General features: G+C 43.6%; 30 protein-coding genes. 13 read left to right on the top strand and 17 right to left on the bottom strand.

Annotated features, from left to right (window positions below):
• The 5 genes from ICN47_RS10495 to wrbA all read right to left on the bottom strand — a co-directional run bounded on the left by ICN47_RS10495 (position 1) and on the right by wrbA (position 3499).
• Positions 1-270 carry a serine/threonine protein kinase gene (locus ICN47_RS10495; RefSeq protein WP_216219879.1) on the bottom strand — a complete coding sequence of 90 codons (270 nt, stop codon included), beginning with the start codon at positions 268-270 and terminating at the stop codon, positions 1-3.
• A gap of 539 nt (positions 271-809) precedes the next feature.
• Entirely contained in the window at positions 810-998 is a 189-nt protein-coding gene (locus ICN47_RS10490; RefSeq protein WP_062308516.1) for a hypothetical protein, read from the bottom strand.
• A gap of 79 nt (positions 999-1077) precedes the next feature.
• Positions 1078-2496 (bottom strand): FAD-binding oxidoreductase, encoded by a 1419-nt coding sequence (locus tag ICN47_RS10485; protein WP_216219878.1) that lies wholly within the window; start codon positions 2494-2496, stop codon positions 1078-1080.
• Entirely contained in the window at positions 2493-2879 is a 387-nt protein-coding gene (locus ICN47_RS10480; protein WP_216219877.1) for a DUF2069 domain-containing protein, read from the bottom strand. Before ICN47_RS10480 ends, ICN47_RS10485 begins: the two co-directional genes overlap by 4 nt.
• Positions 2880-2896: 17 nt before the next feature.
• Positions 2897-3499: an NAD(P)H:quinone oxidoreductase gene (gene wrbA, locus ICN47_RS10475; RefSeq protein WP_216219876.1), complete on the bottom strand. Its 603-nt coding sequence runs from the start codon at positions 3497-3499 to the stop codon at positions 2897-2899.
• Between wrbA and ICN47_RS10470 the strand changes: the two genes are divergently transcribed.
• The 4 genes from ICN47_RS10470 (at position 3500) to ICN47_RS10455 (ending at position 7234) form a co-directional block, all read left to right on the top strand.
• A complete protein-coding gene (locus tag ICN47_RS10470) occupies positions 3500-4369 on the top strand; it encodes a YhjD/YihY/BrkB family envelope integrity protein (RefSeq protein ID WP_255539003.1) in 870 nt (289 codons plus the stop codon). It abuts the gene before it with no gap.
• Positions 4370-4447: 78 nt separating this feature from the next.
• Entirely contained in the window at positions 4448-4903 is a 456-nt protein-coding gene (locus tag ICN47_RS10465) for a CBS domain-containing protein (protein WP_216219875.1), read from the top strand.
• Between the two features lie 43 nt (positions 4904-4946).
• Entirely contained in the window at positions 4947-6062 is a 1116-nt protein-coding gene (gene aroC, locus ICN47_RS10460; RefSeq protein WP_216219874.1) for a chorismate synthase, read from the top strand.
• Between the two features lie 14 nt (positions 6063-6076).
• Positions 6077-7234, top strand: coding sequence for an MFS transporter (locus ICN47_RS10455; RefSeq protein WP_216219873.1), 1158 nt, complete (start codon positions 6077-6079; stop codon positions 7232-7234).
• Between the two features lie 12 nt (positions 7235-7246).
• On the opposite strand, the gene ICN47_RS10450 is transcribed toward ICN47_RS10455, so the two are convergent.
• The 5 genes from ICN47_RS10450 to ICN47_RS10430 are packed head-to-tail and all read right to left on the bottom strand — an operon-like array spanning position 7247 to position 10862.
• Positions 7247-8041, bottom strand: coding sequence for a peptidylprolyl isomerase (locus ICN47_RS10450; protein ID WP_216219872.1), 795 nt, complete (start codon positions 8039-8041; stop codon positions 7247-7249).
• Between the two features lie 55 nt (positions 8042-8096).
• Positions 8097-8381, bottom strand: a complete 285-nt coding sequence (locus ICN47_RS10445; RefSeq protein WP_216219871.1) for a BolA/IbaG family iron-sulfur metabolism protein — start codon at positions 8379-8381, stop codon at positions 8097-8099.
• The gene (locus tag ICN47_RS10440; RefSeq protein ID WP_216219870.1) at positions 8378-8926 is read right to left on the bottom strand and encodes a septation protein A; all 549 of its coding nucleotides are present in this window, start codon (positions 8924-8926) and stop codon (positions 8378-8380) included. The genes ICN47_RS10445 and ICN47_RS10440 overlap by 4 nt, the downstream gene beginning before the upstream one ends.
• 25 nt (positions 8927-8951) lie before the next feature.
• Positions 8952-9368, bottom strand: coding sequence for a peptide-methionine (R)-S-oxide reductase MsrB (msrB, locus tag ICN47_RS10435; RefSeq protein WP_216219899.1), 417 nt, complete (start codon positions 9366-9368; stop codon positions 8952-8954).
• 27 nt (positions 9369-9395) lie between these two features.
• The gene (locus ICN47_RS10430) at positions 9396-10862 is read right to left on the bottom strand and encodes a YdiU family protein (RefSeq protein WP_216219869.1); all 1467 of its coding nucleotides are present in this window, start codon (positions 10860-10862) and stop codon (positions 9396-9398) included.
• Positions 10863-10918: 56 nt separating this feature from the next.
• Between ICN47_RS10430 and ICN47_RS10425 the strand changes: the two genes are divergently transcribed.
• Positions 10919-11401, top strand: a complete 483-nt coding sequence (locus ICN47_RS10425; protein ID WP_216219868.1) for a PaaI family thioesterase — start codon at positions 10919-10921, stop codon at positions 11399-11401.
• Between the two features lie 2 nt (positions 11402-11403).
• On the opposite strand, the gene ICN47_RS10420 is transcribed toward ICN47_RS10425, so the two are convergent.
• Both ICN47_RS10420 and ICN47_RS10415 read right to left on the bottom strand, forming a co-directional pair.
• The gene (locus ICN47_RS10420; RefSeq protein ID WP_216219867.1) at positions 11404-12261 is read right to left on the bottom strand and encodes an NRDE family protein; all 858 of its coding nucleotides are present in this window, start codon (positions 12259-12261) and stop codon (positions 11404-11406) included.
• 6 nt (positions 12262-12267) lie between these two features.
• Entirely contained in the window at positions 12268-13269 is a 1002-nt protein-coding gene (locus ICN47_RS10415) for a folate-binding protein YgfZ (RefSeq protein WP_216219866.1), read from the bottom strand.
• An 80-nt stretch (positions 13270-13349) separates the two neighbouring features.
• Here ICN47_RS10415 and mltG point away from each other — a divergent pair, with 80 nt between their 5' ends.
• The 7 genes from mltG (at position 13350) to ICN47_RS10380 (ending at position 18802) form a co-directional block, all read left to right on the top strand.
• Entirely contained in the window at positions 13350-14366 is a 1017-nt protein-coding gene (mltG, locus tag ICN47_RS10410; protein WP_255538999.1) for an endolytic transglycosylase MltG, read from the top strand.
• 18 nt (positions 14367-14384) lie between these two features.
• Complete coding sequence (gene tmk / locus ICN47_RS10405) at positions 14385-15014, top strand: dTMP kinase (RefSeq protein ID WP_216219898.1); 630 nt, start codon at positions 14385-14387, stop codon at positions 15012-15014.
• Entirely contained in the window at positions 15014-16162 is a 1149-nt protein-coding gene (locus ICN47_RS10400) for a DNA polymerase III subunit delta' (protein WP_216219864.1), read from the top strand. Before tmk ends, ICN47_RS10400 begins: the two co-directional genes overlap by 1 nt.
• Before the next feature lie 19 nt (positions 16163-16181).
• On the top strand, positions 16182-16976 hold the full coding sequence (locus ICN47_RS10395) for a TatD family hydrolase (RefSeq protein WP_216219863.1): 795 nt from the start codon (positions 16182-16184) through the stop codon (positions 16974-16976).
• Positions 16973-17671: an ankyrin repeat domain-containing protein gene (locus tag ICN47_RS10390; RefSeq protein WP_216219862.1), complete on the top strand. Its 699-nt coding sequence runs from the start codon at positions 16973-16975 to the stop codon at positions 17669-17671. The genes ICN47_RS10395 and ICN47_RS10390 overlap by 4 nt, the downstream gene beginning before the upstream one ends.
• Before the next feature lie 86 nt (positions 17672-17757).
• On the top strand, positions 17758-18258 hold the full coding sequence (locus ICN47_RS10385) for a hypothetical protein (RefSeq protein ID WP_216219861.1): 501 nt from the start codon (positions 17758-17760) through the stop codon (positions 18256-18258).
• A 1-nt stretch (position 18259) separates the two neighbouring features.
• Positions 18260-18802: an ion channel gene (locus ICN47_RS10380; protein WP_216219860.1), complete on the top strand. Its 543-nt coding sequence runs from the start codon at positions 18260-18262 to the stop codon at positions 18800-18802.
• On the opposite strand, the gene ICN47_RS10375 is transcribed toward ICN47_RS10380, so the two are convergent.
• From ICN47_RS10375 to hyi, 4 genes are all read right to left on the bottom strand, one after another.
• Positions 18795-19745 (bottom strand): DUF3108 domain-containing protein, encoded by a 951-nt coding sequence (locus ICN47_RS10375; RefSeq protein WP_216219859.1) that lies wholly within the window; start codon positions 19743-19745, stop codon positions 18795-18797. The two genes, ICN47_RS10380 and ICN47_RS10375, sit on opposite strands and share 8 nt — an antisense overlap.
• Positions 19746-19773: 28 nt before the next feature.
• On the bottom strand, positions 19774-20349 hold the full coding sequence (locus ICN47_RS10370) for an HNH endonuclease (RefSeq protein WP_370626316.1): 576 nt from the start codon (positions 20347-20349) through the stop codon (positions 19774-19776).
• A gap of 81 nt (positions 20350-20430) precedes the next feature.
• Entirely contained in the window at positions 20431-21018 is a 588-nt protein-coding gene (locus ICN47_RS10365) for a YqiA/YcfP family alpha/beta fold hydrolase (protein WP_216219858.1), read from the bottom strand.
• A gap of 30 nt (positions 21019-21048) precedes the next feature.
• Entirely contained in the window at positions 21049-21825 is a 777-nt protein-coding gene (gene hyi, locus ICN47_RS10360) for a hydroxypyruvate isomerase (protein WP_216219857.1), read from the bottom strand.
• A gap of 156 nt (positions 21826-21981) precedes the next feature.
• Between hyi and ICN47_RS10355 the strand changes: the two genes are divergently transcribed.
• Positions 21982-22584, top strand: coding sequence for a hypothetical protein (locus ICN47_RS10355; protein WP_216862656.1), 603 nt, complete (start codon positions 21982-21984; stop codon positions 22582-22584).
• A gap of 772 nt (positions 22585-23356) precedes the next feature.
• On the opposite strand, the gene ICN47_RS10350 is transcribed toward ICN47_RS10355, so the two are convergent.
• Positions 23357-24613, bottom strand: a complete 1257-nt coding sequence (locus ICN47_RS10350; RefSeq protein ID WP_216219856.1) for a beta-ketoacyl synthase — start codon at positions 24611-24613, stop codon at positions 23357-23359.
• Between the last annotated feature and the right edge of the window lies 1 nt (position 24614).

The following is a 24614-nucleotide window of genomic DNA, read 5'->3' as shown; positions in this document are numbered from 1 at the left end:
TTAGCTACCAGTTACTGGAGTTTGAGTGGGTGCTGAGGGTACTTGCTTAGTCGCAACTTTCTTGGAGGCAGTCTTCTTGCGCGCAACTTTTTTAGCGGGAGCTTTCTTTGCCGTTGCTTTTTTGGCCGGGGTTTTTGTGGCAGTCTTTTGGGCCACTTTCTTCTCTAACTTATCCAGAGCCTTAGCAAGTTTATCAATCAGTTTTTCTCTATCTGACTCAAGCTTATCTAGCTTCTTCATTAACTCTTTAACCAATTTCTTTTGACTCATTCTTCTCTCCGATGGTAAGTTGTAGGATTTTGACTCCAACTCTTTGATCCTACGAGTTCTTTTCAACTGGATCAAGTGATTGTGACAGTTTGGATAACTTATTTATGTCCAAAGAACGGTGCCAGATTGATTGGGAATGTTTGATACTCTTTTCTCACTAGGCTCGGACTGTTTGGCTGAACGGCCTTATTGGCCCAGTCAATAATTTTGCTATTGAGATGCTAAATCCCTGAATGCCATGCTATTGGCAATGAACCTAAAAGAGTTGCCTAGTGAGCTTGGGGGATTATTCAGTTGTGGAGCCTACGCCTGCTGGGAAGCAGAGTGCTACGTATGACTGGTTCAAGCTAGTCTCAGGAATGCTGCTCTTGCCTGTTTCAGCAATTTTTAGCTATTTCTACACATCAGAAAAGTCAACGATGGCTTTTTGTTCATCGATATCGGTTGAGCTCTGACTGCAATTCTCTTGGCAACCTAGGTTTTTAGAGTAAAGAAGCAAAAAACCCTAAATAAATCAATTATTTAGGGTTTTTCAAGCATTATTCTGGGTGGAAATTGTTGCTAGCCATGAAGCTGATGGTTCGTTCAAAGCCTAGGATTCGAATATATCTCCAAGCAATATCGCGGTACTTGCTATCCAAATAGCCAATGGCTACCTCAGGATCAGCGCGCTTTGAAAGGTCGATTTGTTGAATTGCACGGGCCCAACGTTTGAGTCTTGTAGACATATATGTCACCTCCATGTCCATACAACGCAATTCAATTGGCTTGAGATGACAGGAAATACAAAATATTTAACAAAAATTCTTAAATTGAGACCACTTTATGGGGGTTCAGGATATTTTGCGGGTCTAGAGCCTTTTTAATGGCCTTCATGAGGTCGTGAGCTACTTCTCCCTTATGAGCCCTTAAGCCATCTAATTTGAGCTGCCCAACCCCATGTTCTGCTGAAATAGAGCCCTTACAGCGCTCAACTTGGGCATAGACCAGCTCATGAACCGGCTTTTCATTGGCCAAATTAAAGGCCTTAAAGTCAATTCCTGGAGGGGGCGCAATGTTGTAGTGAAGGTTGCCATCGCCCAAATGCCCAAAATTGATTATTCGAACTCCGGGGTAGCGTGCCCTGAGGAGAGCATCGGTTTGGCTAATAAAGTCATCCAAAGCTGAAAGGGGGATAGTAATATCGTGTTTTAAATTAGCACCTTCCTCCGCTTGCGCCAGAGTAATGTGTTCACGCATTTGCCAAAAGCTATTAGCCTGACTCAGATTGGTAGCGATGACGGCATCGGATATTAATCCCGATTCAAACGCCTCTTCAAGAATCGTTTCAAGCAACTGCTTTACATGCTCTTCACTCTCGTGATCGGAGAGCTCAATCAAAATTGTGTTGGGGGGATTTCCCTGTAATGGGTTTGCCATGTGGGGGAAATGTTTTTGGTTCAGCGCCAATGATTCCGAAGTCATCATTTCAAAACCGGTGAGTAGGGAGGTAGCGCGTTTCTGAAATAAATTTAGGAGGGCAATGGTGGAGGCAATATCTTGAGTGGCAACCAGTGTGGTCCATTGTGAAATCGGCAATGGATATAACTTCATGACTGCAGCAGTAATAATTCCAAGAGTACCTTCTGAGCCTACAAATAAATCGCGCAAGTCATAACCGGTATTGTCTTTGCGTAAACCCTTCATGCCATTCCATATCTCGCCTTGGGCCGTGACTACTTCCAAGCCAAGACATAAATCTCGGGTATTGCCATAACGCAGGACATTGGTACCGCCTGCATTTGTTGCTAAGTTACCGCCAATCATGCAGCTACCCTCAGCACCTAGACTCAGTGGAAATAAAAAACCTTGCTCAGCAGCTTTTTCTTGCACTACTTGCAAGATACAGCCTGCCTCAAGACTGATGGTTTGATTGGCAATATCAATCTCACGGACTTGATTCATACGTTTGAGATTGATAATGATTTGATTGCCACTAGAGTCTGGAGTAGCTCCTCCACAAAAGCCGGTGTGGCCTCCCTGCGGAATAACGGCAGTACTTGTAGCTGCACAGATCTTCATAATTTGCGCTACCTCATTTGCATTAGCAGGTAGAACAACTGCAAGAGCTTTACCGGTATAACGCTTACGCCAATCTGTAAGGTAGGGAGCTTTAGATTCATCATCAGACAGAATGTATTTTTTATTCAATACAGACTCTAGTTGCGAAAGGAGACCTGATTTCATTCCACCACCTGCATTTTCTTTTTGACTTTCGCTTCTTTTTTTATGGGCTTGAGATACATCAGCAAGCAAACGAATCCAATAGTTGCCAGAATTGTTTCAATTAATGCGAGCCAAAAATTTGCCCCAGGCTCTAAGATGCGCACTAATCCCTCAGTTACATACAAGAGAATCATCATAGAGGCCCACTGCATGGTGTAAACCCTTCCTTTCCAGATGCCGGGGATAGCAAATAGTAGGGGTATACCTTTCAAAATGAGCCATGATCCATCTGGGCGTAAGGGCGAGATAAACCACTCCCAGCAAACGCAAAGAATGAACAGGTCAATAAAAGCAGCTGTGGCTAATAATTGAGAGGGATTTTTTTGAAGCCACTTTTTGTACATATCCGTATAGGCTGCTCTTAAGATTGATTGAGAAGTAATGCAGTTTGAGCCAAACGCTTACCCTGAGCTTTCGCTAAACGCTGCTCTTCAGGGCTAATCGCCTCATTACCATGGGAATGAGCATGGTGACTAACACCATAAGGACTCCCGCCTGTCTTTGTAGTCATCAGGTCAGCCTCACTATAGGGGAGGCCGAGTATCAGCATTCCATGGTGCAGTAATGGAATCATCATCGTGAGAAGGGTGCTTTCTTGACCGCCATGCATACTGCCAGCGCTTGTAAAAACGCAAGCAGGCTTTCCAATCAGCGCACCAGCCAACCACTCCGAGGAACTACAGTCCCAAAAGTATTTCATTGGGGCAGCCATATTTCCAAAGCGCGTTGGCGAACCCAGGGCTAGGCCAATGCAATCCTGAAGGTCTCTTAATTCAGCATAAGGGGGCCCTTCGGCAGGAACAGGAGCTTCTGTTGCTTCGCTGACGGCAGAAATGGGGGGAACTGTTCTAAGGCGGGCATTTATGCCGGGTACGGATTCTATGCCTTCGGCAATGCAGCGCGCTAAGTCCCTGGTTGCACCAGAGCGGGAGTAGTACAAAACTAAAATATCGTGTTGGCTCATATGATCTCTTATGATACGGCGATGCGCCTTATTCGTAACCCCCAATTATGGCTCTCTCTTGGTAAAGAGATCTGGGACCGCAACCGTGGCCAAAACCTAAAGCAAATTGCCGCTAGTTTGGCCTTTACAACCACTTTGTCTTTGGTGCCCATGGTTACGCTAGCCACAATCTTAATTGGCTATTTGCCTAGCGTCATTCAAATTAAGAACGCCTTTCGCTATTGGTTACTGGATACCTATATGCCCGGCGGCATTAATCAACAGGTATTTGTTTACTTAGATCAGTTTTCATCAAAGGCTAGGGGGTTAACCTTTATTGGCTTAGCGAGTTTGGTAGTCACCACCATCATGACCCTCGCCGTTATTGAGGGGGCTTTCAACCAAATATTCAAAATCAAAGAAAAACGCCCATTGCAGAAAAAATTCTTGATTTATGGCGCAGCAACTATTTTGGGACCCATCTTGCTTGGCTTAGGCATCTATCTCAGTGGAGTCCTATTTAGCGCTTCAGAAGGCTGGATTAAAGCTGTCTCTCTGGGGTTTAAATTGGTTGCCACCATTGCTCCAATATTTTTGACTATAGCCGTATATGCAGTGGTTTATAAAATTCTCCCGTACACCAAAATTCTTTGGTCAGATGCCTTTGCGGGTGGGTTTTTTGCTGCATTGACATTTGAAATGATGAAATTTGGATTCGCTCTTTTTCTGACGCATACAGCGTTCTATAAAACGGTGTACGGAGCCTTTGCCATTTTTCCATTGGCTCTTATTTGGATTTACCTCACATGGTGGATTACTCTTGCTGGGGCTGTCCTAGTATCTAATCTGCCAGGGATTCGGTCTGGAGTTATTAGGGTTATTCGTTACTAAATGGGGTCCGTTAACCCTTGATTCAAAGAAGTCTTAGGGATATATTGAAGTCATAGAAGGATTAATTACGGAGACCAAATGAAAGTTCGTGACATTTTGCGCGTTAAAGGCAGCACATTATTTACTGTTGCTCCTGAGACAGCATTGCAAACTGCCGTTCTGGTCATGAGTGAGCATGACATTGGCTCCTTGGTAGTAATGGAGTATGACAAGTTAGTTGGGATTTTGACTTTCCGTGAGGTCATTTCAGCCTTAGCCAAACATCATGGAAAATTGGATGGTTTGCAGGTGCAGTCTGTCATGAATCTAAGACCCCTGACATGCAATATGGAAACTGAAATTGATGAAGTTCGTCGGATGATGCTCGTTGATCATGCTCGATACCTTCCTGTGGTTGACCAAAAAATGCTGATGGGTGTGATCTCTTTTTATGACGTTGCTAAATCCGTCGTGGAAGCCCAAGATTTCGAAAATACCATGCTAAAGGCCTATATTCGTGATTGGCCAGAAGATACTGAAAAAGCCCCCAGTTAAGCAGCTCTAGCCTGAAATTCGCGACAAATGACATAATGACGACATGTCAGGAAATACTTTAGGCCTCCTTTTTACCGTCACCACCTTTGGTGAGTCCCATGGTCCAGCAATTGGTGCCGTGGTTGATGGCTGCCCACCGGGCATGCAACTTTCAGAGGCCGATCTTCAGATTGATCTAGATCGCCGTAAGCCAGGAACCTCTCGACACGTCACTCAACGCAAAGAAGAGGACAAGGTTGAGATCTTGTCTGGAATCTTTGAGGGTAAAACCACCGGCGCGCCAATTAGTCTTCTTATTCGCAATACGGATCATCGCAGCCAAGACTACGGCGATATTCTGCAAACTTTCAGGCCTGGTCATGCTGACTATGCCTATCATCATAAGTATGGGCTCCGTGATCCACGTGGTGGTGGCCGCTCATCCGCTCGTCTCACGGCTCCAGTCGTAGCTGCAGCCGCCATTGCAAAAAAATGGCTCCATGAAAAGTATGGCACAGAGTTTTATGGCTACATGAGTCAACTTGGCGAAATCGAGATCCCATTTCAAGATCTTGCTCAAATTGAACAAAATCCTTTTTTTGCTGCTAACGCAGAAATCATCCCCCAGCTTGAGTCCTATATGGATGAATTGCGAAAAGCAGGGGACTCCTGTGGAGCGCGAATTGAAGTGCGCGCTCGTAATGTCCCAATTGGCTTAGGTGAGCCGCTTTTTGATAAATTAGATGCGGATATCGCTCATGCCATGATGGGCATTAATGCCGTTAAGGGCATTGAGATCGGCGCTGGATTTAAATCCGTTGCTCAACGCGGTAGCGAACATGGCGATGAACTTTTCCCGAATGGCTTTGCAAGCAATAATGCTGGCGGAACTTTAGGGGGCATCAGTACAGGGCAGGATATCCTCGTCTCAATAGCGATCAAACCTACTTCTAGTATTCATACTGCTAAGCAATCGATTGACTTAGATGGCAAGCCAATTAGTGTGCAGACAAAAGGGCGACATGATCCTTGTGTCGGTATTCGCGCAACCCCCATTGCCGAAGCAATGCTTGCTCTAGTGCTCATGGATCATGCATTACGCCATCGCGCTCAATGCGGTGATGTTTCTTTATCAGTAGCGCCAATTCCTGCCGCAAGACCTGGCAACAAAACTGACTAACGATTTCAACTGAAATGACGACAATGGTTCGCTGGGCCTTCGGGTCCTTTTTCTTTTTGTACTTTGCTTATGTGGGGCTCGTTTCGCCGTATGCCAGTCTATTTTTTTTAGACCGAGGTTTTTCAGTTATTGAGATTGCTGTACTAATGTCAATGCTACAAATCACCCGAATTATTGGCCCTTTTTCCTGGGGGTGGCTTTCTGACTATTTATCTAATCGCATCGGAATTATTCGATTCTGTGCATGCCTTGCGGCCCTAGTATTTACAACGATCTATTTTTTGTACAGTTATATCGGATTCTTTATTTGGATGTTTGTGCTTCACACCATCTTAAGCAGCCTGATGCCACTGGGTGAGTCCGCCACCGTTCATGCGCTCTTTAAAGACAATTCCTTTGATAAGCGCTATGGTCGTTTGAGACTCTGGGGCTCCATTGGATTTATTGCCATGGTGCTCTGTGCTGGCGAACTATTTCAGCGCAAAGGCATCGAACTCTATCCACTAGTAGGAACAGTCGTATTAATTACTTTGGCGTTAGTTACTTTTTTATTGCATGAGCCAAAGATGGAGCGCCGTAAGATGGTCAAGGGCGAGCTTCTTGTGGTTTTGTTTAATCCTGATGTACGGTGGTTTTTACTATCCGGGTTCTTTATGCAATTTGCACATGCTGCTCTCTATGTTTTCTATTCACTTTATTTAGCCAATCTTGGATACGATAAATTGCAAATCGGCCTTTTTTGGGCTCTTGGTGTTTCTGCTGAAGTCCTATTTTTCTACTTCCAAAGCAAAGTATTAAGCAGGGTAGATCCTGAAGTAGTGCTCCAAGCATCATTTGGCATTGGCGTTATTCGATTTGCGTTGATGGCGTTTTTGCCATTTACAGCAATATTGATTATTGCTCAGCTTTTACATGCAGGAACCTTTGCAGCCCATCATAGTGCCGCTACTAAATTATTGCAGCGTTGGTTTACAGGCCCATTGCAGGCAAGGGGGCAGGCACTCATGGCAACCGTCTCATATGGATTTGGTGGAACTTTAGGCGGGCTTTTTGCGGGCTGGATTTGGGAAGCCTCGCAACCTAGAGACGTCTTTGTTGTCTCGGCATTTGCCTGTGGACTAGCGGGAATGGCGATTCAGAAATTACGTCCTCGCCGTTATCCCGCTAGATAAATCTATGAAAACTTACTGGATCTTCGCCTTTGTGCGAAGCTTTTGCATCATTTCAGAGAATTTTGCTTTTTGCCAGTTTTGATCTGACATGATCATTTGCTTTAACTGATCTTTGATTTCATCCATGCTCGGCGCTTTGACATCGCGTACGTCGACCATCTTAATGACGTGCCAGCCAAATTGTGACTTCACAGGCTTATCGGTTACCTGACCATTCTTTAGCTGAACCATGGCTTTAGAAAATTCTGGGACTAAAGCTTTATCGGTAACCCATCCTAAATCGCCACCATTAGGAGCGGAGCCAGGATCCTTAGATTTCGCTTTTGCAATTTCTTCGAAGTTTCCACCGGCTTTTAATTGTGCTGTAATGGCTTTGGCATCAGATTCTTTTTCTACCAATATATGTTCAACGTGATATTCCTTGCCGGTGTATTGAGTCTTTACGGACTCGTAAGCAGCTTTGAGATCAGACTCTGCAACGCCTTCTTTGTCGACATAATCCTCAAAAACTGCAGCGATCAATACACCCATGCGAGATTGCTCCAACTGATCTCTAACGGATTCTTTTTGAATGACTCCACGCTTATCCGCTTCTTGCAAGATGAGTTCACGTGTCACAAGCATCTCGCGCGCTTGCTCTCGAACCTGGGGGCTATCTGGCTGCTTTGATTTTTGCACTAACTTGTCTAGCTGGGCCTTAGGAATGGGTTTGCCATTAACGATTGCCGCATTTTGCGCAAAAGCATTGCAAGAAAGGAGATAGGCACTAAAAATACTGAGGGGAATAATGTGGCTAGTCTTGAGCATAATTTGGATTTTGATAAAGATAAAAATGTGGATTTATAGCTATATTAAAACACTATCAGGCCCAATACTCTTCAGGAGTAAGGGCAGATATTGTTAGGGCGTGAATTTCCGTGGGGATATGTTGATTTAAGGCGGCATAAATAGCCCGATGCCGTGCCACCAAGTTTAAGCCAGCAAATTCTGGGGCAACTAGGATCACTTTAAAATGGCCGCCTCCGGTGGCTGCGCCAGCATGTCCTGCATGCAGGTAACTTTCATCATCAATGTGAAGATGCTTAACAGTAAATGCCTTAAGTAGATCCTCTTCAAATAAGGCAATTCTTTTTTGATTAATGCTCACTCGGCTGGTTGCTCCATATGACGGCTTAACCAAATGCCCTGAATGATGACAAAGATAACTAACAGGCCCGTACTTCCAAAGAGCTTAAAGTTGACCCATGTTTCTTCTGAATATTCAAAAGCGATATAAAGATTGAGTCCACCCATGATGAAGAAGAATGCTGCCCAAGCCCTATTTAAATGACGCCATACGGTATGAGAATTTTTCTCTTTTAGGGTTACTTGCTTGCCCATAAAAACTTGAATCCAATTTTTTTGAAAAAATTCAGAGCTGATGAATAAGACAGAGGAAAAAAGCCAATATAAGGCAGTGGGTTTGAGTTGGATGAATGTTTTGTCATGAAGGAAAATAGTCAGGCTACCAAAGACAAGGATCATGACTAAGCTAACCCATTGCATGGCATCTATTTTTCGATGGCGATAATAAACCCAGAGAATTTGACCAATGGTTGCGACCATGGCAACAATAGTGGCGGTATAAATATCGCCAAATTTAAAGGCGATAAAGAACAGAATAATTGGGAATAGATCAAATAAAAATTTCATAGGGGGATTATCCTGCTATTTCAAATTAAGCTTTGAGATTCGGAGCGGCATTCTCACTAGGCTCAAAACTCAAGGAGGCTGAGTTGATGCAATATCTTAAGCCCGTAGGAGCGGGGCCATCATCAAATACATGCCCGAGATGAGCATCACAATTGGAGCAGCGAACTTCAGTACGAAGCATCCCATGACTAGTATCTCGAATCTCCTTGATTGCGGATTCTTCCTCTGGCGCGCTATAGCTAGGCCAACCACAACCTGCATCAAACTTGGTCTGTGATTGAAAGAGGGGGGTATTACAGCAAATACATTTGTACTTACCTTGATCCCAATGATCCCAATACTTTCCAGAAAATGGTCGCTCAGTGGCAGCCTCACGAGTAACACTGTATTCAACATCACTCAGCATCTCTTTATATTCTTGATCTGTTTTTTTCATATTTATCCTTTAGGGTCTTCTTAAGCTGAAAAATTATGAGGAGCAACTTACCTCAATTGCTCGTAAATCAGGGGTCGGAGGGTCTGCATATTCGGCATACTCCAACTGCTCGTCAAAAGGCTTACTCAAGATTGCATTTAATTTCTGTACTTCTGAAAAATCTTTGCGCTGTGCAAGCTCGATAGCTCTTTGGGCCAAATGATTGCGCAGTATGAATTTAGGATTAACCTTATTGATGAACAGTTTTCGCTCTTCATCAATACTATTTTCTGACTTCAGGCGTAAAACATAATCAGTAAACCATTTATCTATTAGTTCACGATTCACAAAGTGATTTCGCAATAAAATCTTCTCTACAGACTCATGGGTGAGGATATTTCCCAGACCCCTAAAAAACGATGTGAAGTCAACTCGCGAGTCATGCAATAACTGCAACAAGCGCTCGAGCAATTTCATATCGTCCTCTTGGGTAGTTTTAAACCCCAACTTTTGCCTAAACAGTGCCTGCCATTGTTGGGTATATACATCTGAAAACTCATCTAAAGCCGAACGAAGTAAATTCATCGCTGTTTCAGATTCTTCTTGAAGCTCCAGCAGTGGCAGCATGGCGCTAGCGAGGCAAGCTATATTCCAATGCATAATTTGGGGTTGCCGATGATAGGAATACCTACCAGCTTGGTCGCTATGGTTGCAGATATGATCAATTTGAAAGTAATCCATAAAGCCAAATGGACCATAGTCCATGGTCAAGCCTAAGGCACTAATATTGTCGCTATTGAGAACGCCATGGCAAAAACCTACTGCTTGCCACTGGGCTACCAAGCTGGCATTGCGTGCGGAGATTTTCTTAACTAAATCTAAATAGGGTGATTCGGCATTCATGCACTCGGGGTAGTGATTTTTCATCACCAAATCAGCAAGCTCTTTTAGGCGAGCAATATTTTGTTGTGTGCTGAAATGCTCGAAATGACCGATACGAATAAAACTGGGGGCAAGACGAGCGCAGACAGCTGCCGTTTCTGATGTTTCTCGACGTATAGGTAGGTCAGAGCCAACCACCGATAAGGCTCGCGTAGTTGGAATTCCAAGCGAGTGCATTGCTTCGCTACATAAATACTCTCGAATAGACGATCTAAGCACTGCTCTGCCATCACCCATGCGAGAATAATGCGTCTTTCCTGCACCCTTTAGCTGCAATTCCTGCCCAGCAATATCCCCCAGAAGTATTGCCCTGCCATCACCGAGTTGGCCAGCCCAGACACCAAATTGATGCCCGCTATAGGCTGTTGCAATAGGATTTAAAAAATGCTGATTATTTGCGACCAGTTGGTTGCCCGCCAATAACCCCAACCATGTTGGATCCTGAGGTAAACCACTATCGTCTACCTCTAAGCCAATGAGCTTTGCTGCAGAGGATGAAAAAGCAACCCAATACGGATCAGGAATAGGGGTTGGAAGAGTGGGCTGGCATACATCTGCGCCAGATAAGGTAAAGGCCATAGTGGACTATTCTAGGTTGATTTCACAATCTCTGTATAAGCCTCTAAAATTAACCCATGAATAAACAAGTGCAAATAAATCCCCAAACTCAACTGGCTAATTTAGGTAAGGAATTAAACGTCCCCTTTCTAAAGCTTTTGGGCGTACGTTGCTTAAGTGCCGAGCTTGGTAAAGGGGAGATCCTGCTGGCACTGAAACCCGAGCACACTAATACCTGGGAAGTTGCGCATGGCGGCGTTTTATTGACATTGATGGATGTTGCAATGGCAGTTGCTGCCAGATCAGGTGACCCGAGCGATCGCAGTGTTGTCACCATTGAATTAAAAAATAATTTCATGCAAGCTGCAAATGGGGTGCTTCGCGTAAAAGCGGATACAGTCCGACGTACAGCAACCATGGCTTTTTGTGAGGCAAAACTTTACAACGACCAGGGTGAAGTCTGCTGCATGGCAACGGGCACATTTAAATACATAAAAAGATTAGCCACCCGTTCTGCAGATGGATCAAGAGTCGTGAACGACGACCATCGTTCCGAGTAAATTTAGACTGATAGGTTAGAGCCAGGCGCAGCGCTCAATGCGCCTGTTACAACATCATGTCCGACTGTTCCAGTAGCATCAAAGCGGCGCTCTACCATTTCAAATTGACCGTCTTTGCGAATGCGCAATATGGTGCTTGAGCGAGTGCCATACGAAGGGGTTTTAATAAAGGCAGGGGAGAGGGCTTTTTCCCAATCGCGATTGACACCAGTGTTTGGTAGCTCATGGTCGCTAGCTACATGGGTATCCGCTAGAAGCTTCAAATATTGATCGGCATTTTTAAGTTGCCCTTGATCCATGGCTAATGCCTGAGCAAAGGCCGCGACACGATGATTTACCTTAGGCCAGGGCGTATCCAACATCGCATTAGAGAGTCCGTATACGCCCGGGGTTAGCGCTTGTTCAGGAAAGACTTTTCGTGGACGAATACTCTGACCCATCATCATTCGATTACTAACCCAGTGCATTTCTGCATTACTTGGGTCGCTTAAATCCGCCATCAAAAGATTAAAACCGTTGTATTGAGAAAAACGTTTTGAATGACTCTGTATAAAGTCATTAGGACGGTCTTTATTAGTGAGATACATCAATGAGAGTTCGCCACGGGTTCTGGCATCTGGGTTTTTTTCGCTTGGCGCTCTCACATTAGTAAGCGCTGCAAAGCGACCGGTCTTTGTAAACCCAAGCCATGTCCCTGGACTTCCCAATACATCAGCACGGTCACGACCCGCCAAGACATGGGGGTGTTCCGGCCACCAGCCCAAACCTTCTGTATCACGCTCATAAAACTCATCGCGATTCGCAGCCACTACCAGAGGGTAGTCGGGATGTGATTTCCAGGCAAATAGAATGAGGCACATAGTTAGCTAGATTTCTATCAATAGATAGGGTAATGAATCTATTTTTAACACAGGTCCTTCATGAGTTCCAAGGCGAATTTCACCGCGCTCAAGAGCCTCTAATTTGCATTCAACCTGAAACTCGACTCTATTAACTATGGCAGGGTTGAGGGAAGATAAAACTACCATGCCTGCCGGTTGCGTTGGATCATCATGAAAAAAGAGCTCAGTACCTGGCGAGATGCTTTGTCCAGATGGGCTGGCTACCAGGTGGGCTAACTGCAATCTGCGCTTAATTGAGCCGCGGTACTGGCTTCTAGCAACGATTTCCTGACCAGGATAGCAACCTTTTTTAAAATCAACGCCCGCTACAGATTCAAAATTAATCATCTGGGGAACAAACTGCTCCTGGGTTGCCTGAACAATTCTGGGTATTGCGCTAAGCACCTCTAGAGCGTCCCATTGAGATAATGCTCTTTCCGATACTTGATCAACATCTTCAGAGATTGGACGAGCTATTAATGTCCTCGTATAAGAATGATTGTTTGCCAAAACCTCTGGCAGCGTGATTGCCACATTATCGGGAGCAATCTCTAGACTCGCAGCTTGCTGCGCATTTCCATAAAATCCCAAAATATTCCATTGGTCTGAGACATCCTTTACTATTACCTTAGACCTCAAGACAAACATGGAAAGGCGCTTAGCAAAGCTGGCTGCAATATCCTTGCTAATAAAAAGCGCATATCGATTCACGGCTCCAGCCGAGCCAGGGCGCAAGGTTAACCAGGCACTGGCCATCAATCTTCCTTTGGGGTTGCAGTAGCCCACCAAACGAACAAAGTCATTTGATGCGGCAATCTGACCTGGCAGGGCGGCCTTCATGCCTAAAACTGAATTGGTTAGCTGGTTCTGAAGAAAGTTAGCAGCGTCCTCGCCCTCAACAAATATTAGGCCCCACTGGGGTAGGAGACTTATTCCAGACTGGTCAAAACCATTGGAAGTAGGGGTATTTTGGAGGAGGATTGTCATGACCCTTTTATCATAGCCTGATGAGCAAAAAAATTCAGAGCAGAAACCTATTCGTTCGCAAAAAATCAAAATCCCCAAGAATGAAGAGCTATCTCTTATGGCTTATAGCCATTTTGAGCCTTACTTATGGATTGATATTTTTATTGCCGGTAGTGCCACGAGAGCCCAATATTACTGAGGCTCCTGCCTATAAGGTCAAAATTAAACCGCAATCTAGCCTAGCTAGTGTTGCCTCACAGTTACAAGAGCAGGGAATAGGCTCGTTTTCCTTGTTTACCCAAATAAGTGCAAGAGCTCTTTTTTTGGGCTCAAAATTGAAACCAGGCACTTATTTACTTCCAACAGGAGCTAGCGCGGGAAAGATGCTTTTACAAATAGCCCGTGGTGATAGGGTTAGGGAAAGCATTGCCATCATTCCAGGCATGACGATTTGGCAATTGCGCGACGCCATTGATAAGCATCCAGCACTAATTCATCAAACCAAAGGACTTGGGTCTAAAGAATTATTGCAAAGCTTGAACCTAAATTACCCAGGTCTTGAAGGTATTTTTCTACCAGATACCTATATTTTTGATCCTGAGGAACCAGATATCAATATCTACAGAAGAGCATCCCAGGCAATGCAAAAGCAGCTCTCTCAAGTATGGGATCAACGGGAAGCAAAATCACCCCTCAAATCTCCCTATGAAATGCTGATTCTGTCTTCAATCATAGAAAAAGAAACGGGGAGGGCCAGCGACCGTGGGCAGGTCTCTGCCGTATTTTTAAACCGGCTGAGTAAAGGCATGCCATTGCAAACTGACCCAACCATAATCTATGGAATTGGCCCACATTTTGATGGTAATTTGCGCAAAGCAGATCTTCGCCGAGACAGTCCTTACAATACCTATATGCATAAAGGATTGCCCCCAACCCCGATAGCCATGCCAAGCCAAGAATCAATTTTGGCGGCCATCAAACCTGCTCAAAGTGAGGCACTGTTTTTTGTGGCTCGGGGTGATGGTTCAAGCCATTTCTCTAGCAACCTCAGCGATCATGAACATGCTGTGAATCGATTTCAACGCAAGGTCAGCCCTAAAACTGATCTGAATAAATAAAGTATTCATATGAGCTCAATGCATCCAGGATATTTTGTCAGCTTCGAAGGTATTGACGGTGCTGGCAAAAGTACGCACATCGAAGCATTTTCCAAGTTATTAGAAGACTCTTACCCCGATCGCAAAGTAGTCGTCACACGCGAGCCAGGCGGCACGACACTTGGAGAGCAGTTGCGAAATTTATTACTCGATGCCCCAATGGACATTGAAACTGAAGCTCTATTAATGTTCGCTGCACGGCGCGAACATCTTGCTCAAGTGATTTCTCCAGCTCTTCAAGCTGGGAACATTGTTGTTTCAGATAGATTTACCGATGCCAGCTTTGCTTATCAAGGTGGCGGTAGGGGGTTGAGCTTAGATAAATTAAATACTCTAGAGCGCTGGGTTCAGGGCCAACCTAATGGTGAAATTCTTCAACCTGACCTGACTATTTTATTTGACTTGCCGGGCTCCGTAGCTGAGTCCAGGAGATCAAAAGTGCGTGCACCAGATAAATTTGAAAAGATGGATCTCAATTTTTTTGAAAAGGTTCGTCAAGAGTATTTACGCAGAGCGAAGGAAGATTCTGTACGCTTTCACATAGTTGACGCCACAGAGTCTCAAGAAGCGATCTGGAATGACCTTAAAGAGCTCAAGATAAATCTGTAATGCTAGAAACATCTAAATCTGGCGATCAGCAAAGTCAAATTGCACCCTGGCTTCAGCCCATGTGGGATGGGTTTGATCTTCTGAATTTTCCTAATGCTGTTTTAATCCATGGACAACCTGGGATAGGTAAATTTGAATTTAGCGTTCAGTTAGCAAAAGCACTTTTATGCGAGGGTTCTGATTCCATTGCCAGCAAACCATGCAACCATTGCGAAGCATGTCATTGGTTTGATACAGCCAATCACCCAGATTTCATTGCTCTTGTACCCGAAACACATCGCAAGTTATTGCCTCACGCCGATTACGAGAGTGATGAAGCACCTAAAAAGGGAAAGACAGCTCGCGATGACTCCGATGGAGAGGCTCAGGAAAAAAAAGAAAAGAAAAATATTTCTATTGAGGAGACTCGACAAGCAATTGAAAGCCTTTCAATTGGATCACACCGCGGCGGCAATCGAGTCATTTTGATATATCCATTGGAAATGTTGCGCTCTGATTCTGCCAACACTCTTTTGAAGTCCTTGGAAGAGCCGCCAGCCAATACCATCTTTATATTGTTGTCAGACCGACTAGATCGGGTGTTACCAACCATTCGCTCACGCTGTCGCCTCATAAGTGCGCCCAGGCCAGATAGAGCCATTGGTTTATCGTGGCTACACTCCACAATTGCAGCGCTACCGAAGATGGAATTTAATTCAGGGGATATTGAAACCATTTTCGACGAACAGGGCGGCGCACCATATTCAGTTTTAAATTCTTTATTAGCGCGACATAATAAAGACGAAAAAGACGAGCTGACGATCGCCCTTCAGGCCTCTCGCATTCTTCTTCAATCCATGTCTCAGGGAGCTCTTATTAATTGGCTTGAGACTGCTGAGAAAACGCATAAAGCACAATTTGGGATTTTGCTCGCCACAATGCAACGATGGGTGTCCGATCTTCAAAGTGTGGCCCAAGGGGGGGCGCCAAGATATTATCCAAAACACCAAACTACCATCTTGTCGCTTGCACAAAAGGCGAATATCGGTAAGTTATTGCAATTCTGGCGCTCCGTTACTCAATCTCGTCGCCATGAGAATCATCCGTTAGCAACCAGGATTCAGCTTGAAGCGCTCTTATCTCAATACCAACAAGTTTTTGAGGGTTAAGGCAGATTAAAATCGAGTCATGTTCATAGACTCACATTGCCATCTCGATTTCCCTGAATTTCAAACTCGCCTACCGGAAGTCTTGGCGAACATGAAAACCGCAAAGGTGGAGCACGCTTTATGTGTTTCGGTTGATCTGCCTGATTTCCCCAATGTCCTGAAGCTCGCTCAAGAACACCCTCATTTATACGCATCCGTTGGTGTTCACCCAGATTATGAGGACACCCCCGAACCCAGCCTTGAGTTTTTGGTAGAAACGGCCTTAAAGCACCCCAAAATCATTGCTATCGGGGAAACGGGGCTTGACTATTACCGAATGGGAGATCGAAGCTACGAGTCCCTAGATTGGCAAAGAAATCGATTCAGGACTCATATTCGGGCGGCAGTGTCTACCCGAAAACCCCTCATTATTCATACCCGATCTGCTTCTGCAGACACCATCAAAATACTCAAGGAAGAGGGTGCCGATCAGATTGGCGGCGTAATGCATTGTTTTACTGAAAGCTATGAGGTTGCCAAGGCAGCCATGGATATGGGCTTTTTCATATCCTTCTCTGGAATAGTGACCTTTAAGAGCGCCAAAGACCTTCAAGAGACCTGTAAACAGGTGCCATTAGACAGAATGCTCATAGAGACCGATTCTCCATATTTGGCGCCTATTCCTTATCGCGGCAAGATTAATGAACCTGCCTGGGTAGCCAAAGTGGGGGAATTTATAGCCCAGCTTAAGGGTGTCCCAATTGAAGAACTTGCAAGCTCTACTTCTAATAATTTTTTTAAGTGTTTTCAAATAGATAGAGCTATTTCTTCATGAGAAATATCATAATTTTCTCAATAATCCTGTTATCTGGACTGCTTAGCTCTAAAGTTGCGCTTTCGCAAACTGAAACACAACGAAATGACTTTGTTAAAGCCGCGAAATTTGATGATGTAAGTACAGTTAAAGCACTGATTAAACAGGGAATTTCTCCGAATATCGTAGATGAAAATGGCAATCCAATGCTTGTTTTGGCGATTAAAGACCATTCTTACCAAGTAATTGAACTACTTTTGTCCAGCAAGGGAATGGATGTTGATCTGTCTAATAAGCAGGGAGAAACACCTTTAATGATGGCCTCTATTAATGGTGAAATGCCGATAGTTAAAGCGTTAATAGTGAAGAATAAGGCTCAAATTGATCACATAGGCTGGACACCTTTACATTACGCCTCTGCAAAAGGGCACTTAGATATAGCCAGCTTCCTGATTCTCAACGGCGCCAATGTTAATTCACTTAGCTTAGGTGGAACAACGCCATTGATGATGGCTGTTCAATCTGGAAATGAATTACTAGTCAAACTCCTTTTGGATAAAGGTGCTGATTTAAAACTGCTTAATGCTGAAGGTATTTCAGCCATTGATATTGCCGATATTTATAACAAGCCGGCCATAAGCGATGGTTTGCGTTCACGCTGGCAAAAGCTTTATAAGCAGGACTATACAAGCGCTCTTAAGCCTGTTCCTAACTAATTACCATAAACACTAATTGCGCATAATCATTATTATGTCAAATAAGAAATATGGCTTAACTTCTACACATAAATCCTAGACACCTTATGTTCGAATACATCAATTCCCTGCCTAATGTGATGTACATCCTTCATGAAATTATGGGCGATTTAACCGGCACCGCAATTAGGCTAATGAGTTTTATTGCCGTATTGGTTGTGTTGAACCATGGGATATTGATATTGCTCATCATGGGGTGTTTTCATGCATTTGACAGCAGGTATGGAAATCTTCGTTACAAACAAGTCGACATACTGGTTTATTTCACCGTCGTATTACTGATCCTGCTGAGTCATTTAATAGATATTTTTATTTGGACTTACGCCATGGTTAGCGTGAATGTATTTCCAAGTGTTGTGAAAACCTTTTGTTTTGCTGGGGAAATGTATACAAACCTAGACCATAACGACCCAGCATATAAGCTTGGCCCACAGTGGAATATGTTGCCAATACTGATCTCTTTTTCAGGCTTATTTGCAGTGGCAATATCGGGGTCCGCTTTATATGGATTGTTAGTTTCAACATTCGCTCCGCCTCAAAGAAAATAATATGGAAATCTTCACTTATCTGCCTTCCTTAGGCCAACTTATCAATCAGGTAAGCAATGATGTTGGGCATGCTCAACTCTATTGGATCATTGCATTTGCGAGTGCTATGTTGGCCTTGCATGGTTTGTATATCATGCTCGTGGTTATCTGTTTTCATAGACTGGTTAACTGGCTCAGTAGCAAGCGACACATGAAAATGAATTTTTTTCATGTATTTCGACTTGCAGCAGTCATCGCCTATTTTTTGGCTATCATGCTGGTCATTCTTGGGCACTTCAGTGACATTATTATGTGGACATACGCCCTCATCCCTTTAAAGATTTTTGTCAGCAATCCAGATGCACTTTACTTTGCAGGTGAAATGTACGTCACTGTTGGCTTTGGCTCATTCCAGCTAGAAAAAAATTGGCGAATCCTTCCAATCATTATTGCCTTTACAGGAATCTTTGCTGCATCCATGTCTGCAGCCGCTCTTTTTAATATGCTCGGCTCATTAATTGATAAGAGTCGCTTGAGCGCTACTAGCCAATCAAAAGTTAGTTGATGGAGTTTTTCTGCTTAAAAACTAACTCAAGCACCCTTCCATTGGATTCCTGAGATCTAATTCGCCCTGGCAACCATTCAAGATCCTTTGCCAACCAGATATCAACCTGTCGTTTATAGGGATCACTTTCTCGTTGGATAAGTGCATAGTGTCTAATAGCCGTCATTCCTAGGCTGGGCACGTCCTCAGTCACTGCCTCACCATAGCTCTTGAATTGCCACATCTCTAACGTGTTGTAATCCACTACAGGAATAGACCTTATGCTTCCTGCTTCGTCGATCTTGCCATCTCCGTTTAAGAGCGATGCGATTTGGAACATAAGGCTGAATCGATCTTGAGTTCCAGGCATAATGGCTGGAGTAAATTCAGGCTTCTCAGAAAAGTACATCTGCCCTCCTCCCTTTTCATCTCGGTCAAAACGTGAGTAACGCGGCGCTCTAGACCCGCGTTGTGACCAATAGATTGATGGCGCGATTCCGTAAGCATCTATGGTGCCTCGAGACTCAAAAACAAAAGGGCCAACAAATGCGTATGGTATGTTGATATATAAGCGATAGTTATTGCCTTCTACAATCCAGTCGATTTCACCAGTTTGATATTTCTGACCATCAACATAGGAGTCGTAATAAATAATACCCGATTGGGGCAGTCTAAAAGCGGCCCCCTTTTCATTACTAGCACCGCCCTGCTCCCCTGCGGAGTTTGAAGAATTAGGATCTTCAATTGATGCGCGGTTTTCGGTCGATAGGGGCGGCTTCTTTTTGGGTGCTCTAGCCGTTTGTATTTTCTTGGGCGACTCAACTTTTAATTCTGTCTTAATAATAAGATCTTCAGGAATTTCAGGTGCAGAGGAAAATGATAGGAACGGTATTCCAACAAATAATATTAAGTGACCTAAGATGGACAGGATCAGAGCCGCAATAATGATTTGCAAGGATTTCATAGGGTAATGCAAATGCCCAACTGAGCGCTTAATCGCAGAGGGAGACCTCAAGTAATCGGCTATTTTTGGGCAAGTTTGCAGCTAAAAAATCCATTTGATCAGCCAAAATATTTCTACCTTTGAGAATCATGTCCTCATATAGGCTGGGTTGATATGGGGCATAAAGCAAACCCATTCCGGCCATTTCAGGAGTGCGATTGCCTTTTCGCTGATTGCAGGATCTACAGGAGATGACTAAGTTCATCCACGAATATTTTCCGCCACGACTGCTCGGGATAATATGCTCAGCCTCAGCATTGCTCTCGTGAATAGAGTCACCACAGTAAGCACAAAGCCCACGATCGCGTTTAAAAAGCTTATGTTTTGTAATCGCCGGCACAACATCAAAAAGGTTAATCTTTGATGCTCCTTTAATAGCAATGATGGAATGTAGATCAATAACGGACTGCAGCCCGCTTAATCTAGAGATGCCCCCACGCATCTTAAAGATGGGCTCACCAAGTGTCCAAAGTACGCTACTGTCCGCATAATGTTTAGTAGCCTCTTCTGCATTGACCCAGCCCTGAGGAATCCCACCAGCGTCTAATCTTAAGATACTCAGCACAAGCACTCCTTTCTCAATCTGCCTTATAAGGCGCCGACTGTTTAGATCATCTTACAGAAGATGCCCCATGTAATCAATCGGCTATCCCAATATAAATTTGAGAACGATTGGTAGATGTTCGGAATAATCAGCAATTCCATGGTCGCTCCCTTCCAAGATTAGCTGCTGAGCACCTGCATAAAAGGTTGCCATCTCCTTCCAATCAAGCAATTCATCCCCTTTTGCAGCAAGCAAAAAATACCTTTCGGGCTTTGAAATATTTTCAATTTGTAGAGCCTTTAGCTCATCAATATATTCAGGTCGAAAATCAAAAGGCTCATCACTATCATACGCACTGAGCATGCCTACATGCGGTGCCAGTTCGCGGGCGGCACGGACGGCCGGATTAAGAACAACAGCCTTGCATGCATATTGCTCCGCCAAATAGTTGGCATAAAAACCTCCTAGCGAAGAACCAATGACAATGATTTGATCTGCTCGAGAATGCTTTATATGACGGGTAACTAAATCCATGCTTTCTTTAGGCGATGCTAACAATTGAGGGCAATACCATTCCATAGGATTGTTTTGGCTTGAAAGGCCCCTAATGGCGTTGCCGGTCATTACCGCCTTACTCGATCTTGGAGAGGATCTAAATCCATGTAGATATACAACCAGGGATGATGCCATAACTATTCTGACCTTAATATTCAAACTATTCTATTGATATGTAGATATCCAGTTCAAGCCATTCTGAGTATTAGTTAGTGGTTTATATTCACAACCAATCCAACCCATGTATCCAAGGCGATCTAGCAACTTAAAAAGATAGTCATAGTTTATTTCGCCCGTACCAGGCTCGTTTCTTCCAGGATTGTCGGCTATCTGAAAATGAGCAATCTTAGCTAAGTTATTTTCGATTGTTTTGGAAAGCTCACCCTCCATCCGCTGCGCGTGATAGATGTCATATTGAATAAACAGGTTATCTGCACCTACCTCTTGCAGAATCTCAATGGTTTGTTGGGTTTTGGATAAAAAGAAATCTGGAATATCAAAAGTATTAATGGGCTCGATTAAAAGCCTTAAGCCGACCTTATGAAATTCAGACGTTGCGTACTTAAGGTTAGATATCAAGGCATTGTGTAGCACTTTAGGATCTATATCAGCTGCCGCCTTGCCAGCCAAACAGTTCAACTGAGGAACTTCCAGTGCTATTGCGTAATCAATGGCTTTTTGCACGCCGGAACGGAATTCATCTACCCTATCCGGCAAGCAGGCAATCCCTCGCTCACCAGCATCCCAATCTCCCGGCGGCAAGTTATGCAACACCAAATTGAGATCATTGCGCTTCAATTCATACTTAATATCCGCAGCAGAATAAGCGTAAGGGAAAAGAAACTCTACACCTTTAAAGCCAGACATGGCGGCTTGCCCAAATCGCTCCATAAACGGAACTTCGTTAAAAAGCATGGTTAGGTTGGCTGCAAACCGTGGCATTTCATTCCTTTTTGAATCCAGCATTTATTCATTCAATCTTAACAAAAATAGCGATTCATGAACTATCGGCAGATAAATACCAATTAAATCTTGATACAAATGAAAGTAAGCTAATATTTAGCATATGAGCTTTTAATTACAAGGAAAATAATAAACATGAAACTTACCCCTATCGCCATTATTCTTGCGGCCACACTTGCTTCCCCATCACTCATGGCGCAAACAAAGCCTACTGACACTACTACCGCTAAACCCGTTGTAATCGATGCTGCTGTTACTGATAACCGCTACCAGCTATATGAGGGTGAAGTCCTCAAGGTTGATGCTAAAACACGCACTATTACATTCAAGAATAAAGAAGGTGAATCAAAGTTTGTTGCTGGCCCTGAAATTACTTACTTTGCTCAAATCAAAAAAGGCGATCGAGTCAATGTCAGCTATGAAACGGCTGTGGCTATTGAGTTAATTAAAACTAAGAGCACCGGCATTCGCAGCAAGGTTGAAACCAATGCCGTCACCAACTCCAAGGCCAATGAAAAGCCTTCAGAAGTGATTGCAAATACAACTACGATTATTGCTGATATCGTTGGCGTTGACCGTGATAAGAAATTGGTTTCTGTAAAAGGTCCTAGTGGCAACATCACTACAGTAACAGTTAAAAACCCAGCCTTATTAGCTGATGTAAATATTGGAGAGCAGGTAAAAGTAGTTTACTTTGATGCGATGGCTGCATCCATAACTACTCCCAAGAAGAAGTAATCCTCAATTACATGATTTTTGTATTCAATAGAGCTCATAAATATGGGCTTTTTTTTGGCTCAATCTATTCAAGATAAGTATCGAATCAGATTTATTTAGATCCTTTGTCTCCATTCCTTAATCATCCTAGTGGTTGCTTCATGATGGAACGCCATAAGGTGCTCCTGAATTAATGTGGGGCGTCTTGTTAAAGAGTCTATATGCTTACCGATAGGAAAATTGATCTCCAAATATCCTTTGTTACTGTAGTTTGAGTATACCGACTGATTTGCTTTCTTACCTGACGATATTAGACCTCGACACCTTGTACATTGAATAGTTGGAGGAAAGAATCTACACTTACTGATAGTTTTAAAATTAGCACTTACCAAAACCCTGAGTTACAACTCAAATTAAAATCGACTAATCCAGTGACAAAATATTTACTTATATTGCAGATTTGTATTTCAGCTCTTTACTACATCTCTGCGCCCTTCTCATTAACCTTTTTCATCTATTTTTTTTGGGGTCTCAACTTTGTTTCTGCATTCTATCTATTAATCAATTCTAATAAACTAGCCATCCCTTTAATTAATCCTCTAAAAAATGTGAGATTAATTTTTACGGCTACTCTTATCCTACTGGAAATAGTGATAAATTTAAATTCAAATTCCTATGCGGCGGATAATTTTCACGGTTTAGTGAGTGATTCGGAGGTATTGGTTACAGGCATTACTTTGGGCGTTCTTTGGTTTCATAGCATTACAGCGCCGCTGACAAAGAAAGTTAAGAGTTAACTCACATCCCTGGCCAATATCAAGGAAACATTCGATCCGCCAAAGGCAAATGAATTACTCATTGCATAAGGAATGGACAATTCAATTGAACGTAATGGCAAATAATTTAAATCGCATTGAGGATCATTAAATTCTAAAAATGCTGTGCCGGGTGCAATGTTATTTTGCATTGCCTGCACGGTAATTAACAACTCTAATGCTCCAGCAGCACCAAGAGTATGCCCATGGATTGCCTTAGTTGAGCTTATGGCTAGTTTTTTTGCCGCATCTAGCCCAAAGGTGTTCTTAATAGAAATGGTTTCAGCAATATCCCCAACTTGAGTGGCAGTTCCATGGGCATTGATATAAACAACCTGGTCGGCATTTAAGCCTGCATCATTTATGGCTAATTGCATTGCTTTCGATTGCCCCAAGGGATCAGGTTTTGTGATGTGCAAGGAATCAGACGTGGCCCCATATCCAATAATTTCAGCGAGAATGATTGCGCCTCGCTTTTTTGCGCTAGATAGAGACTCAAGAACAATTGCTGCAGCGCCTTCGCCCAAAACAAAACCAGTGCGATTTTTTGAAAATGGCTTACATGATTTAGCAATATTTTCAGGGTCTGGCATAGCAAGCGTTTTTAAAGCCTCCCAAGCTTTAATAGAAGCGGCGGTTAAGAGACTCTCTGCTCCGCCTGCAATTGCGCGATCACAATACCCATGCTTAATACTTCTATATGCCTCTCCAATTGCATGAGCAGAAGAGGCGCAAGCAGTAGAATAAGTAATTGAGGGGCCCTTAAAAGCGGTATTTAAAGAAATGAGTGCTGCGGCACCATTTGACATTACGCCAATCACTGTAAATGGCCGAACTCGATCCTCGCCATTGATATAAATATTATCGTAAGCATTTTCAACGGTATTGGCCCCACCAAAACCCGTTCCCCAGAATACCGCACTACGTTCTAGCTCTTCTGATCGTAAATCCTTTAAGCCCGAGTGTTCAAGAGCCTCTTTTGAGGCTACCCAAGATAAATGGGCTACTCGATCGTACATGCCAAGCGTAGAGGAATCGAAATGATCTACTATATTAGATGGAACTAGCCCCGCACAGCTTAGATCGACTTGAATGGATAAAGAATTAGAAAACCCAGTAATTCCAGAATTGCAAAGAGAGGCATTTTGGAATTGGATATGAGAGCCTATTCCAAGACAAGATGCTGCGCCCAATCCAGTAATAACTACCCTACCTGAATCTGAGTCTCGACTCATT

The organism is Polynucleobacter sp. AP-Latsch-80-C2 (assembly GCF_018882185.1).
Classification (GTDB): domain Bacteria; phylum Pseudomonadota; class Gammaproteobacteria; order Burkholderiales; family Burkholderiaceae; genus Polynucleobacter.
This window is presented reverse-complemented; position numbering and strand designations above follow the sequence as displayed.

Coding starts and splice junctions, on each gene's coding strand:
- ICN47_RS10400 (WP_216219864.1), top strand. CDS start 15,014: ATGCTAGAAACATCTAAATCTGGCGATCAGCAAAGTCAAATTGCACCC.
- aroC (WP_216219874.1), top strand. CDS start 4,947: ATGTCAGGAAATACTTTAGGCCTCCTTTTTACCGTCACCACCTTTGGT.
- ICN47_RS10455 (WP_216219873.1), top strand. CDS start 6,077: ATGACGACAATGGTTCGCTGGGCCTTCGGGTCCTTTTTCTTTTTGTAC.
- ICN47_RS10450 (WP_216219872.1), bottom strand. CDS start 8,041: ATGCTCAAGACTAGCCACATTATTCCCCTCAGTATTTTTAGTGCCTAT.
- ICN47_RS10485 (WP_216219878.1), bottom strand. CDS start 2,496: ATGAAATCAGGTCTCCTTTCGCAACTAGAGTCTGTATTGAATAAAAAA.
- ICN47_RS10395 (WP_216219863.1), top strand. CDS start 16,182: ATGTTCATAGACTCACATTGCCATCTCGATTTCCCTGAATTTCAAACT.
- hyi (WP_216219857.1), bottom strand. CDS start 21,825: ATGCCACGGTTTGCAGCCAACCTAACCATGCTTTTTAACGAAGTTCCG.
- ICN47_RS10380 (WP_216219860.1), top strand. CDS start 18,260: ATGGAAATCTTCACTTATCTGCCTTCCTTAGGCCAACTTATCAATCAG.
- ICN47_RS10440 (WP_216219870.1), bottom strand. CDS start 8,926: ATGAAATTTTTATTTGATCTATTCCCAATTATTCTGTTCTTTATCGCC.
- ICN47_RS10490 (WP_062308516.1), bottom strand. CDS start 998: ATGTCTACAAGACTCAAACGTTGGGCCCGTGCAATTCAACAAATCGAC.
- mltG (WP_255538999.1), top strand. CDS start 13,350: ATGAAGAGCTATCTCTTATGGCTTATAGCCATTTTGAGCCTTACTTAT.
- ICN47_RS10430 (WP_216219869.1), bottom strand. CDS start 10,862: ATGGCCTTTACCTTATCTGGCGCAGATGTATGCCAGCCCACTCTTCCA.
- ICN47_RS10470 (WP_255539003.1), top strand. CDS start 3,500: ATGATCTCTTATGATACGGCGATGCGCCTTATTCGTAACCCCCAATTA.
- ICN47_RS10425 (WP_216219868.1), top strand. CDS start 10,919: ATGAATAAACAAGTGCAAATAAATCCCCAAACTCAACTGGCTAATTTA.
- ICN47_RS10385 (WP_216219861.1), top strand. CDS start 17,758: ATGTTCGAATACATCAATTCCCTGCCTAATGTGATGTACATCCTTCAT.
- ICN47_RS10375 (WP_216219859.1), bottom strand. CDS start 19,745: ATGAAATCCTTGCAAATCATTATTGCGGCTCTGATCCTGTCCATCTTA.
- ICN47_RS10365 (WP_216219858.1), bottom strand. CDS start 21,018: ATGGCATCATCCCTGGTTGTATATCTACATGGATTTAGATCCTCTCCA.
- ICN47_RS10420 (WP_216219867.1), bottom strand. CDS start 12,261: ATGTGCCTCATTCTATTTGCCTGGAAATCACATCCCGACTACCCTCTG.
- wrbA (WP_216219876.1), bottom strand. CDS start 3,499: ATGAGCCAACACGATATTTTAGTTTTGTACTACTCCCGCTCTGGTGCA.
- tmk (WP_216219898.1), top strand. CDS start 14,385: ATGCATCCAGGATATTTTGTCAGCTTCGAAGGTATTGACGGTGCTGGC.
- ICN47_RS10350 (WP_216219856.1), bottom strand. CDS start 24,613: ATGAGTCGAGACTCAGATTCAGGTAGGGTAGTTATTACTGGATTGGGC.
- ICN47_RS10480 (WP_216219877.1), bottom strand. CDS start 2,879: ATGTACAAAAAGTGGCTTCAAAAAAATCCCTCTCAATTATTAGCCACA.
- ICN47_RS10415 (WP_216219866.1), bottom strand. CDS start 13,269: ATGACAATCCTCCTCCAAAATACCCCTACTTCCAATGGTTTTGACCAG.
- ICN47_RS10465 (WP_216219875.1), top strand. CDS start 4,448: ATGAAAGTTCGTGACATTTTGCGCGTTAAAGGCAGCACATTATTTACT.
- ICN47_RS10390 (WP_216219862.1), top strand. CDS start 16,973: ATGAGAAATATCATAATTTTCTCAATAATCCTGTTATCTGGACTGCTT.
- ICN47_RS10495 (WP_216219879.1), bottom strand. CDS start 270: ATGAGTCAAAAGAAATTGGTTAAAGAGTTAATGAAGAAGCTAGATAAG.
- ICN47_RS10355 (WP_216862656.1), top strand. CDS start 21,982: ATGAAACTTACCCCTATCGCCATTATTCTTGCGGCCACACTTGCTTCC.